This is a genomic window from Monashia sp. NPDC004114, assembly GCF_053603855.1.
On record NZ_JBSGGK010000010.1, the window covers coordinates 166,475 to 178,785 of the forward strand.

Annotated in this window: 9 protein-coding genes; 8 read left to right on the forward strand and 1 reads right to left on the reverse strand. The window is 70.6% G+C overall.

Going from position 1 to position 12,311, the window contains the following annotated elements; translation table 11 throughout:
- Nucleotides 1–4 precede the first annotated feature (4 nt).
- The 8 genes from ACWEOW_RS14675 to ACWEOW_RS14710 all read left to right on the forward strand — a co-directional run bounded on the left by ACWEOW_RS14675 (nt 5) and on the right by ACWEOW_RS14710 (nt 11,349).
- Nucleotides 5–2,734: a hypothetical protein gene (locus tag ACWEOW_RS14675; RefSeq protein ID WP_452269948.1), complete on the forward strand. Its 2,730-nt coding sequence runs from the start codon at nt 5–7 to the stop codon at nt 2,732–2,734.
- A 99-nt stretch (nt 2,735–2,833) separates the two neighbouring features.
- Nucleotides 2,834–3,823, forward strand: a complete 990-nt coding sequence (locus tag ACWEOW_RS14680; protein ID WP_452269949.1) for a hypothetical protein — start codon at nt 2,834–2,836, stop codon at nt 3,821–3,823.
- 114 nt (nt 3,824–3,937) lie between these two features.
- The gene (locus ACWEOW_RS14685; RefSeq protein ID WP_452269950.1) at nt 3,938–5,557 is read left to right on the forward strand and encodes an Ig-like domain-containing protein; all 1,620 of its coding nucleotides are present in this window, start codon (nt 3,938–3,940) and stop codon (nt 5,555–5,557) included.
- 99 nt (nt 5,558–5,656) lie between these two features.
- Nucleotides 5,657–6,856 carry a COG1470 family protein gene (locus tag ACWEOW_RS14690; protein WP_452269951.1) on the forward strand — a complete coding sequence of 400 codons (1,200 nt, stop codon included), beginning with the start codon at nt 5,657–5,659 and terminating at the stop codon, nt 6,854–6,856.
- 2 nt (nt 6,857–6,858) lie between these two features.
- A complete protein-coding gene (locus ACWEOW_RS14695) occupies nt 6,859–8,283 on the forward strand; it encodes a hypothetical protein (protein WP_452269952.1) in 1,425 nt (474 codons plus the stop codon).
- Between the two features lie 132 nt (nt 8,284–8,415).
- A complete protein-coding gene (locus ACWEOW_RS14700) occupies nt 8,416–9,255 on the forward strand; it encodes a hypothetical protein (protein ID WP_452269953.1) in 840 nt (279 codons plus the stop codon).
- A 19-nt stretch (nt 9,256–9,274) separates the two neighbouring features.
- Nucleotides 9,275–10,333, forward strand: a complete 1,059-nt coding sequence (locus ACWEOW_RS14705) for a class E sortase (protein WP_452269954.1) — start codon at nt 9,275–9,277, stop codon at nt 10,331–10,333.
- A gap of 215 nt (nt 10,334–10,548) precedes the next feature.
- Entirely contained in the window at nt 10,549–11,349 is an 801-nt protein-coding gene (locus ACWEOW_RS14710; protein ID WP_452269986.1) for a phosphate ABC transporter ATP-binding protein, read from the forward strand.
- A gap of 21 nt (nt 11,350–11,370) precedes the next feature.
- On the opposite strand, the gene ACWEOW_RS14715 is transcribed toward ACWEOW_RS14710, so the two are convergent.
- Nucleotides 11,371–12,009 carry a DUF6318 family protein gene (locus ACWEOW_RS14715; RefSeq protein ID WP_452269955.1) on the reverse strand — a complete coding sequence of 213 codons (639 nt, stop codon included), beginning with the start codon at nt 12,007–12,009 and terminating at the stop codon, nt 11,371–11,373.
- Nucleotides 12,010–12,311 lie beyond the last annotated feature (302 nt).

Here is a 12,311-nt window from a genome sequence, read left to right on the forward strand (position 1 = left end):
GGCCATGCGCGCCTACCCACGCCCCCGGGCTCACGGCATACGCCCGGCATGGCGTCGGCGCCCCGCGCCCGACGCGGGCTCGACCCGGCGTCACCTCACGAGAGCTGCCGCAGCCCTGACGGCGGCCCTCATCGTCGCCCTCCCGGCACTCGCAGCAAGCTCGGCACGCGCGGCGGCTGGCGACCCCTTCGTCACCGAGTCGGCCCTCACCAAGGGCGGCAAGGGCCGCTTCGCCGACCTGTCGGTCACGGTCGGCAAGACGACCAACCTCACCGACGAGGCCGTCAAGGTCTCCTGGAAGTGGGGCGGCAGCGACCCGGGTTCGCATGCGACACAGTCGGATACGCAGTGGTCGTACAACTACCTCAGCATCTTCCAGTGCTGGGGTGACGACCCGAGCGGGCCGTCACGAGAACAGTGCCAGTACGGCGGCCAGTTCAGCCTCATCGACGGCATCAACACGCGCGTCACGCCGTTCAACAACGACGAACGGGCGTATGCCGTGAGCCGAGTGGTCTCGCCGGTGAACGTCTTCGGCCAAGCCGTGACGCTGTCGACGGACCCGGCCGAGACCGCAGACACCGCCCACGGCTACCCGGCCAGGTCCGTCAACGGCCGCCTCACCGCCGGCATCGTCCCGATGCACGCGAGCCCCACCACCTCCTTCCCTGAAGGCGAGGTCGACACGGACTCTGTGACCTCGAAGTTCTTCGACCGCTTCGGCACCAACGAGGTGCCCCTCGCCCGGACGAACGGCGACGGCACCGGCTCGGTGTTCTTCGAGACGCAGACGACCTACGAGTCACAGTTCCTCGGCTGCGGTGCTCGCCAGCCCGCGCCCGGGACGGCGACCGGGGTCAAGGGCCGCGGCTGCTGGCTCGTCGTCGTGCCTCGCGACCGCATCGACTCCAACGGCGACGACGTGGTCACCCGTCCGGGTGGTTCGGAGCGAGTGCTCTACTCCTCGCCGTTGAGCCTGTCCAACTGGGCCAGCCGGATCACCTTCCCGCTCGACTTCCTTCCGGTGCGGGAGCCCTGCGCGCTCGGTGGCGTCGAGCGACCCGTCGTCGGTCAGGAGTCGCTGAGCGTCGCGATGTCCTCATGGCAGATCCCACTCTGCGCGGGCGGGCAGGGCTACTTCTACGCGACGACGACGGACGACATCGCTCGGGCGACGGCGCGCACCGACCTGCCCAAGCTCTCGATCGCAACGGATCCGCTTGCGCCCGACGCGATCCCACCCGAGGAGGGCAAGGTGGTCTACGCGCCGGTCGCGGTGTCCGGGATGACGATCAGCGTCTTCATCGAGCGCGCCTACAACTCGGCGAGCCGACCCGAGCTGCGACCCTTCGGCGGCACTCGCGTGGAGCACCTCAAGCTCAACCAGCGTCTCGTGGCCAAGCTGCTCACCGAGTCCTACCGCTACAGCACGTGGATCACCGGCGGCGGTCCGGCCCACCTCGACAAGGCGCCGCTGTCGCTCATCGACGACCCGGAGTTCAAGGCGCTCAATGCCACGAGCATCCTTGCCGACGACGTCACGGAGATCCGCAATGACCGGCGTGAGCTCGCGCGGATCTATGTCGCCCCCGACGCGTCCGACGGCGTCAAGGAGCTGTGGGAGTGGATCCTCGGCGACGCGGATGCTCGTGCCTTCCTCAACGGCAAGCCGGATGAGTGGGGGATGACCGTCAACTCGTACTACGAGGGCCTGAGCCGCTATGACAGCGCCGGCGACGTGCTGAGCAACATCCCGCGCCTCGAGGAGGACTGCACCGACGTCGCGATCGGCAACGGCAGCGGGAACACCCAGCGCCTCTGCGCGCTCGACGCCGCGCCCTACGTCAACTCGCTCGACCAGGCAGCCGCGCTCACCTCGCGCGGCCAGCCCAGCGGCAGCGAGTCCTTCGTCGACGACGTCGGGACCATCAAGCAGGCCAAGCCCGAGCCTCAGCTGGTCGGACAGCGGGCGCTGATCGCGCTCACCGACACCCCGTCAGCGGCCCGGCGCGGCCTCGTGTCAGCGTCGTTGCGCAACAAGGACGGTGCGTACGTCACCCCGACATCGGACGCGATGCGCGCTGCGCTCGCCCAGGCGGTGGCCACCAAGACCACCGGCGTCAAGCGGATCGACCCCACGGCGGTCAAGGGGGCCGGGTACCCGCTGACCCGGCTGTCCTACGCGATGACCAACCCGGCGCGCCTGGACCCGCATGCGCGCAAGGACTACGCCAACTTCCTCGACGTGGTCGCCACCGATGGCCAGCGGCCCGGCATCGAGCCCGGGGACCTTCCGGCCGGCTACACGCCGCTCAGCGGTCCGTACCAGGTGCAGGCGGTCAACGCTGCGCAGGCGATCCGGACCGCGAAGGGTCTGACGCCGCCGGCGTCCGAGCCACCTGTATCGCCGCCCTCGGGTTCGCCGGCAACGGACGGGCCCATACCGAACGAGGGACCGCCATCGCCGATCACGCCTCCGGGGGACGACGGGGCGCCGCCTGTGGCGGCGCCACCGGTCGCCGCGCCTGCGGTCCCTGGCGCGGTGCCGCCGGCCGCCCCCGCAGCGCCTGCCGCACCTGCTGCACCCTCGACCGGTCCAGTCGCCTTTACCAGACGTGTCCTGTACGCGCTGAGCCCCGCCCTGCTGCCGGTCCTCGCCGCCGTGGGACTGCTCGCCGGCGGTGCAGGACGGGTCATGGTCTGGCGGGCAAACGGAGGTCGCCGCCGTGCGTGACCTCACCCCAGCTCCCGGCGGCCACCAGCCGCACGGGTCGGTCGAGGCCTTCGGTGCCACGGCCCTCCTCCAGAGAAGCACCAGCCACAAGGAGAAATCGTGAAGCTGCACAAGGGAATGGCCCTCGCTGCCATCGGCCTCACCGCGGCCTTCGTCGCGTCGGCCTCCCCGGCATCGGCCGACCCGGTCGGTGACCCCGTCGGCACCTACCGTCCGCTCGCCGGCATGGGGTCCGACACGACCTTCGAGGTCATGAACGGCCTGTCCGAGGTCGTCGTCATCAACGGCTCCAAGGCCTTCGGCTCGTACGACCCGACGCCCGCCAACCAGCTCGTCTCCACCAAGACCGAGGCCCAGCTGCCGAACTGCAACACCACCAACGGCGGCGGCACTCCCCGCGCCAACGGCTCGGGCGCCGGCCGCGACCTGCTGACCAAGGCGATGACGCCGACCGACCCGCTGTCCGGCTGCATCGACTTCGCACGCTCGTCGAGCACGTCGGTCAACGCGAACCAGACCTTCGTGCCGATGGCCTCGGACGGCCTCACGTACGCCTACCCGAACGGTGGCGACATCGGCTCGTCGTCCTCGCTGAGCGACCTCCAGCTCATCTACAAGTGCGACCCCTCGATCGTGGGCACGTTCCAGCCGCTCATCCCGCAGTCGGGCTCGGGCACTCGGACCAGCTGGGCCACGCTGATGGGCATCAACGCGACGACCCTGCCGTCGTGCGTCAAGGACACCATCGGTGGTGTGCCGATCCAGGAGCACAGCGGCCTGGTCCTGACCAGCAAGAAGGACATCGTCCCGATCTCGGTCGCGCAGTACTTGTCGCAGATGTTCGGCGTCGTGCCCGACCGTCGCGGCTCGGCCCAGCTCGGCACCATCGACGGCGTCAGCCCGCTGATCCAGAACCCGGCTCAGACCACCCTGCGCACGGTCGGCAACATCCTGCCGACGCAGACCTTCAACGACACCGCGTCGCTGGGCTACAAGGTCTTCGTCAACGACGGCAGCGGCAAGTCGGCGCTCTGCACCCAGGGCAAGGCCGTCATCAACAAGTTCGGCTTCATCCCCAGCACCTGCTGACGGACGACGTCCACCCGGGTGGCGCCGCCGAGCGCCGCCCGGGTCCCAGATCCTCGGTGCCGAACGCACCGGGTCGCTCCACCTCCAGAGAAGCGAAAACGTGAAAGGACAACCATGCGCACCATGGTGAAGCGCGTCATCACCGCGGGGGCCGTCATCGCGGCCGCCGCCGGTGGGACGTTCGTCGCTGCACCGTCGGCGTCGGCAGCTCCGGGCGATCTCGTCTACATCGCCGCCTATGCCGTCTCGCCGCAGACCGCGTCGGGAACGCAGAACAACGCCATCGAGGTCAAGGCTCCGGCCCCGTGTGACCCGCTGGCGACCCGGCACAAGCTGTTCGTCGCCGACTATGTCGCGACGGACGCGGCCCAGCAGGCCGAGGCCGACAAGTGGAAGACCCAGAACCTCTACTCGCCGATCGCCGTGGGCCTGCCCGGCCCGCTGACGGTCTTCTCCTCGACGACGCTCCAGCAGAAGGCGGACCTGCTTTCCGCCCAGATCGTGCCCGGCACGATGACGCTGAGCCTCGTCTGCCAGAACAACCTCGGCAACACCGTCTACAACACGTTCTCCGGCTCGCTGACGATCAACTCGGCGACGTCGTGGACGGGCTACCTCCCGTCGCTGCCGGCCACGTCGACCACCGTTGCCGTGTCGCCGAACCCGGCGACCACCGGCCAGAACGTGACCCTGACGGCCAACGTCACCAAGGGCGACCCGTCGCAGGTCGCCCCGCTCACCGGCTCGGTCGAGTTCTTCGACGGTGCCCTGTCGCTCGGCACGAGCGCGATCGACGCGTCGGGCCAGGCTACCCTGGCCAAGGCGTTCGCCGCGGGCTCGCGCAGCATCACCGCCAAGTACCTCGGCGACTCGGGCTACTCGGGCTCGACGTCGGCCGCAGTCACCCTGACCGTCAACGCGGCACCAGCTGCCGACACGACGGCAACGCTCTCCGCATCCCCCCTGGCGGGAGCGGCATACCAGACCGTCTCCTTCAGCGGGACCGTCGCGAACACCTCGAGCCCGGCCGTCATCCCGGTCGGTGCGTGCGACTTCTACGACGGCTCGCAGAAGGTCGGCTCGGCTCCGGTAAGCGCCACCGGTGCGTGCACGTTCGCGGCGGCGACCTTCGGCGCCGGTGCGCACACGTTCTCGATGAAGTTCGTCCCGGCCGACGCCTCGGTGTTCAAGTCGGCGACGTCGGCCGACGTGGCGGCCACCTTCGACGCTCCGACGGCCACGCCGGACGAGCAGTCGATCGTCGTCACCGTCCCGGCCGGCAACCTGTCGATCTTCACGCCGTACACGCCGGCCAACCCCCTCAACCTGGGTGACATGGTGCTTGCGGCGAACGGCTCGAGCTACTCGGCGTCTGCCCCGTTCGACAAGGTGACGGTGACCGACACCCGCGCCGGCAACCCGGGCTGGGCGGCCTCGTTGCTCCGCGCGGACTTCGTCGGTGCCAACCCGGCCGACAAGATCGACGCGAAGTACTCCGGCTTCGTCGGTGTCGCGCCGTCGTACATCTCGGGCAACGCGGTCCAGAGCATCAACGTCACCGACGTCCCGGCCAACGACCCGGCATACGTCGCCGCTCCGGCGCAGTTCGCCCAGGCCCTCCCGGGCCACGGCACCGGTTCGGTCGACATCAAGGGCAACTTCGTCCTCAAGGACGTGCCCACGTCGACGAAGCCGGGTCTCTACACCACCACCGTGACCTTCACGGTGGGCTGACCCAGCACCACCCTTATGCCGTCCAGCTGGGTCCGCGCCTTGGCGCGGGCCCAGCATGGCGGGCGGAATCCCTTGTCGCACAGCCTGATTGGAAGAACCGTGAGCATCCTGCGCCCCGTTCGTGATCTTCGCGCGTCTCGCGTCCTCGTCGTCGGAGCCGCGCTCGCCGCGACTGCGTCGCTCATGCCCGCGGCGCCCGTGCTCGGGAGCCCGACCCCGCCCGTCACCGTCGCCAGCCTGACGGCCGTGGCCCCCCAGACCCCGGCGCACGCGACCGTGCGTCCCTCCGGGACGGCCGCCGCGGTCACCGCCGAGGACCCCAAGCGGGTCGGCTTCGGCGTCGTGCCGGCCACCCCGAAGGGGATCGACCAGCGCGCCTTCTTCTCGTACGGCCTGGTGCCCGGAGCGACCGCGTTCGACCACGTGGCACTGGTCAACTACAGCGACCGGCCGCTGGTCCTCGGCATCGCCGCAGCCGACGCGCTCAACAGCAACGAGGGCGGCTTCGCGGTCCAGCCCACGGGCGAGCAGCCGCACGACCTCGGGGCGTGGATCAGCATCAAGGGTGGGAACAAGGCCGTCACGGTGCCCGGTCGTTCCCGCTCGGGCGCCCCGGGCAGCGTGATCCTTCCGGTGACGATCACGGTCCCGAAGAACGCCGACCCGGGTGATCACGGCGCCGCCGTCGTCGCGATCCTCACCACGATGAGCAAGAACCCGCAGGGGCAGAACGTCAAGCTCGAGCAGCGCGTCGCGGCCCGCGTCTACGTCACCGTCGCCGGTGACGTGAAGCCGGGCCTCATGGTGTCCGAACTCGACGTCGACTACCAGGCGCCCACCCTGCCCTGGCAGTCGGGCGACGCGACGGTCACGTACACGGTCGTCAACAGCGGCAACGTGCGGATGGGCTTCGACCCAGCGATACGCGTCGCCGGGCCGCTCGGCCTCGGCGGCCAGACCATCGACCTCGACCCCGTCGCCGAGCTGCTACCGCACAACTCGCAGACCTTCACCCAGAAGGTGACCGGCGTCTGGCCGACCCTGTGGGCCGACGCCCGCGTCACGGCCACGCCGCAGGCCGCGGTGGCGGCAGCGAAGCCGAACCTGGGCCAGGTAACCGAGTCTCGTGGCTTCGTCGCCCTCGCCTGGTGGCTCGTCGTCCTCATCCTCGTCGGGCTGGGCCTGCTTGCCCGCATTCTGTGGCGACGGCTGCGCCCTTCCGGCACGGATCGCGGCACCGCCCGGGCGACGAAGCGCACGCGCAAGCGGAGCGACGAGCGCGAGCTCGTCGGCGTCTGACCATGCACGGTCGCTCCCGGACCAGACGCGGCCTGCTCACGGCGGCGACCGCGTTCGCGGTCATGGGCATGCAGCTGAGTCTCGCTCCCGCGGCCCCGGCGGCGACCGGGTCTCTCGCGTCGATCGCGAACGCCGACAACAACTCCCGCACCGACGGGGCGGCCACGGACCCGCTCCTGCTCACTGCGGGCGGGCCGTGCAGCGCGTCGGCGGCCCGGTCGGTCGTCATGGTCAGCACGGTCACGGCAGCAGTCCCTGCCGACCAGCCGCGCGCCGATGCCTGGCGTGGCGAGCTGGTCTACGCGCAGACGTCCCCGCCGCAGTCGGACGTGGTCGTCGTTCGGCTCAGCTCGTTCGTCGACCTCGCCGACACGCTGACCCACCAGATCGTCGCAGGTCGCTGGGACCTGCTCCTGGCCTGCCAGGACGCGAACGGCAACCTGGTCGACGACTGGCGGGGCAGCGTGACCTTCGACAGTGCCGCCCACTGGACGGCCGACCCGCTTCCGGCTGCCTCTGGGCCGTCGACCGTCGCGCCGGTGCTCACGCCATCGGCGGGAGCGAAGACGGGCGACACCTCGGGTTCTGTGCCGTCGAGCACAGCCACGGGCGGGGGCACGAGCACGACCTCGTCGACATCCCCTGAGGGTGTCTCCCTGACGGTCAGCCCGACGAACGGCCCTGCATACCAACAGGTTCGGCTCACGGGGTCTATCCAGCCACCGGGCTCCGGCGGGCAGTGCACGTTCAGTGACGTCGGTGCCACGATAGGCTCGGTTCCGCTCGATGCCTCGGGCAGCTGTGTCTTCGTGTCGTCCGCCTTTGCGCACGGCGCGCACACCTTCGCGGTGAGCATCGTCCCGGCGGGGTCGACGACTCCGCTGGACTCACGACCCGTCGACGCGGCATACGGCGCTCCGGCAGCAGCTGACGCGCAGGGTGCGACGGGATCGATCACCACGACCGTGCCGACGGGGTCGCTGGCGATCTTCACTCCCTACACGCCGGCCAACCCGCTTGATCTCGGCAGCCTCGTGCTGTCCGCGGACGGGCGGGCGTACTCGGCCGCGGCGCCGTTCGACGCCGTCCGCGTCACGGACACGCGGGCCGGGAACCCGGGCTGGTCGGCATCGCTCGTCCTCGCCGACCTCGTCGGGGGGCGTGGTGCGGACCGGATCTCGGCGGCATACGCCGGGTTCGTGGACGTGACCCCGGCCTACGTGCCCGGCGACGCGATCACGACGCTCGACGTCCGGGACATCCCGCCGGCGGCGAACCGCCTGTCCGGGCCCGTCGAGTTCGCCCGTGCAGCCCCCGGAGCCGGCACCGGGTCCGTTGACGTGCGCGCCCGACTGGTGCTGAAGGACGTGCCCACCTCGACGCTCCCCGGCCGCTACACGACGACCATCACCTTCACGGTGGGCTGACCCTGATGTGCCCTCCGGTCCCCGTTCGTCGCCTGTTCACCTGCCCACGAGCCGGTGGCCGCGCGCGGTCCCTAGGTTGACCGCGGCGGAAGGAACCCGCGCTCCGTTCCCATCCGAACCCGAAGGACCATAGTGAACAAGAACGTCCTCCCCCTCGCCCTGACCGGGTCAGGACTCATGGCGGTCGCCGCCGCCGTGGTCATCGCCGCCGGGGGTCCTGCCGCGGCGAGCGGCGCTGCGTCCGCGGCACCGCAGGTCGCCGCAGCAGACGGGCTCCCGGCCGTCCAGCCGCTGTCGAGCATCGTCAAGCAGTCCGACGAGACGACGCCGCACGGCACGAACAACGACTCCATCATGGTGACGGCCTCCAAGGCCTGCAGCGCCGAGGCGACCAAGCACAAGCTCCTCGTCGCCAAGATCCAGCCGAGCAGCTCGGCCGACCAGGCGGTCGCGGACCAGTGGGCCGACCAGAACCTCTACACGCCCACGTCCGTAGGCCTGCCCGGCCCGCTCTCGGTCTTCTCGTCGCAGACGATGCAGCAGTGGTCCGACCAGTACCACGCCCCGATCGTGCCGGGTGTCTGGACCCTCGAGCTGCGCTGCACCAACAACCTCGGCAACGTGGTCTACGACCGGTTCCAGGGGACCGTGACCTTCACGTCGCCGACGGAGTGGAAGGCGACCGGCGCCACACCGCCGCCCACCACCTCGACGACGAAGCCGACGACCTCCACGTCGCCCGCGACCACCACCACTTCGACCAAGCCCACCACGACGACGGACTCGAGCGAGACCGACGAGCCGAGCTCCTCGGAGCCCGACGGCTCGGCGAGCTCGGACGACTCGGGCATGGGCGGGCAGCTCGCCGACACGGGGGCCTCGGTCTTCCTGCTCGGCACGCTTGGTCTCGGACTGGTCGGGACGGGCGGCACGATGCTGTTCGTCCGGCGACGTCTCGACGTCACGCCCTGAGCACGAGCCGCAGCCACGCATGACGATCACGACCGATGGTTCGGCGGGCGCCCTCGTCGAGCCGGCCGCCGAGCCGGCCGACGGGTCCGCGGCCGGCCTGCCAGCCGACCCTGCGGCATACCCCGTCGACGGGCCTGAGCCCGAGCAGAGCAAGCTGTGGCTGCCCGGCGCGGTGCTGAGCCTCGTCGGGCTGATCCTCGTCTCGTTCTGCTTCTACATCGCCGTGGTGAGCCAGCTCTCCTTCTCCCGTGCGCAGCAGCTGGCGTACGACGACTTCCGGGCCGCGCTGTCCGCGGGGACTGCACCCGTCGGGCCGACGTTCGTCGAGGAGCCGGAGGTCGAGGGTGCGCAGGTGCCGACGGATGAGACTGCGGCACAAGGCGGCTCGTCCACGCAAGCGCCCGAGCAGCAGGCGCCGCAGCCGATGCTGCTCCCAGCCGGCACGCCGGTCGCGTTGCTCAGCATCCCGGCTATCGGGGTACGGGGTCTCGTCGTCCTCGAGGACACGACGTCGGCCGTGACGCGAGACGGGCCCGGCCACACGAGGTCGAGCGCGATGCCGGGCCAGATGGGCTGGAGCCAGATCCTCGGTCGTCGCTGGGCCTACGGAGCGCCGTTCCGCGACCTGCCCGACCTCCTCGTCGGGGACGACATCCTCGTCACGACGGGCCAGGGCGAGCACCGGTACGAAGTCACCGGCTTCCGCAAGCCTGGCGACCCCGTGCCCCGGCGCGAGGCCGGCCAGGGGCGCCTGGTTCTGATGACCGCCGACGGGCGGGCCTTCATGCCCGACCAGCCCGTCATCGTTGACGCGGTGCTGCGCTCTGACGCGCAGCCGGTCGGCGCGGCCGCGGTCTTCCCCGACGAGCCCGCATCCGACCCGATGCAGGGCGACCCGTCCGGGTGGTTCGCGATCGTCCTCTGGTCCCAGGCGGTCGCGGTCGCCGCCGCCGGGGTCGCTTGGGCGCGGCGCCGCTGGGGCCCGCGTCAGGCGTGGCTCGTCGGCGTGCCGCTCATCACCGCTCTCGGCCTCGGGCTCGCCGACAGCGTCGCCACGCTCCTGCCCAACCTGCTGTGACCGCCACACCCGAGAAGGACCCCACGATGACCGACACGGACGAGCTGACCCGGAGCGGCGCGACCGGCGCCGCGACAGGCGCGGCTGTGCCCGACACCGCGGCAGGCGCAACTGCGCCCGAAACCGCCGGGATCGTTGCCGTCTCCTCGATCTCAGGGCCTCGCGGGCCCGCGGCAGCGCTCCCCGGCCCGGGATCGAGCCAGCCGACGCAGCCCATGACTCCCGTCGGAGGACTGCCCAGCCAGGGCCAGCTGGACGCCCGCAACGTGTCGGCGTGGTTCGGCGAGCACAAGGTCCTCGACCGGGTGAGCCTGCTCATGCCGGCCAACCGGGTCACCGCGCTCATCGGCCCGTCCGGCTGCGGGAAGTCGACCTTCCTGCGGATCCTCAACCGGATGCACGAGATGGTGCCGTCCGCCTCGATGGCCGGTGAGGTGCTCCTCGACGGCGACGATATCTACTCCGAACGCAAGCGCCTCACCGAGGCCCGCCGGCACATCGGGATGGTTTTCCAGAAGCCCAACCCCTTCCCCGCGATGTCCATCTACGACAACGTCCTGGCCGGGCTCCGGCTGACCGGCACCAAGGCGAGCCGCGACGAGAAGGACGACCTCATCGAGGAGAGCCTGGTCAAGGCCGGCCTCTGGAAGGAGGTCCGCGACCGGCTTCGATCGCCCGGAGGTGCGCTTTCCGGCGGCCAGCAGCAGCGCCTTTGCATCGCCCGGTCGATCGCGGTGAGGCCGCGTGTGCTGCTCATGGACGAGCCGTGCTCTGCCCTCGATCCCACCTCGACCCGCCGGATCGAGGAGACGATCGGGGAGCTGGTCTCGGAGATCACGGTCGTCATCGTCACGCACAACATGCAGCAGGCAGCACGCGTGTCCCACCGGACGGCATTCTTCCTTGCGGAGCAAGGCGTTCCGGGCGCCATCGTCGAGCAGGGAGAGACGAAGCAGGTCTTCGAGGACCCGCGCGACCCGCGCACCCTGTCCTACGTCGCCGGCCAGTTCGGCTGAGCGGCGCTGACGCGGAAGGCGTCAGCGGCTCGGTGCCTCGATGGACTTCATGGTCCACGACTTCGCACCGGTAACGCTGGAGGTCGAGATCCCCACGGCGAGGTCAACGACCTCGGGCCCGCTCGCGGGGATCGGGACGATCTTTCCGCGCCCGTCGCTGAGGCTACCGGCGTCCTGGGTCAGCGACGCGCGGAAGAAGAAGAGCCCGTCGGTGGTGCCCCTGAACACGGCGCTGTCGATGCGCACCCGCCCTCCGTCGCGGGTCAGCTGCTTGTCACGCTGGGTCTGCACGTCGATGATCCAGTTCGCGCACGTGTAACAGCCCATCGCGGTCGAACGCCGCAACGGGTCAGCGTCGCCGGTGGCGAAGCCGTAGTTGAGCACGTCGACCCAGGTCAGCAGGAAGTCCACCGCACGGTCCTTGTCGACGGACGTGGTCGACACGGTCGCCGGTGGCGTCACGTTCCCCGCGTATGCCGTCGGGCCCGGTGTCGTCCGCTGGCCCGCCGCTGTGGGCGGTGCCGTCTGTTGTGTCGAGAGCGTCGTGCGGTCCGCTGTCTGCGGCGTGCCCGGCCCGGCGCAGGACGCGAGGCTCAACGCGGCCCAGGTTGCGGATGCGGCCACCAGCAGCGCGGGTCGGTGGGTGAAGCGAGGTCTCACGACCCGACCCTAGGCGGCCGCTGGTGTCGGGAGGCGCTGAATCTGGCTGACCTGCAAGGGATTCAACCCCCCGTCGTCGCTCCGCAACCCGCCGGTCACCCACCCCCACGGCTGAGTGAGCGCCCTGTCACTCCCGTCACGTGACCCGCGGGCCCGGAGTGACCAGGCCCGCTCCCGTTCCCATCAGGTCGAGTGGGCGCCTGGTCACTCCTGTCACGTGACGCGTGGGGCTGGAGTGACCAAGCGCCCACTCGACCGGGGCTGTTGTCGCGCCGGGGTCACATGTCGTCGGGGGCGTTTCG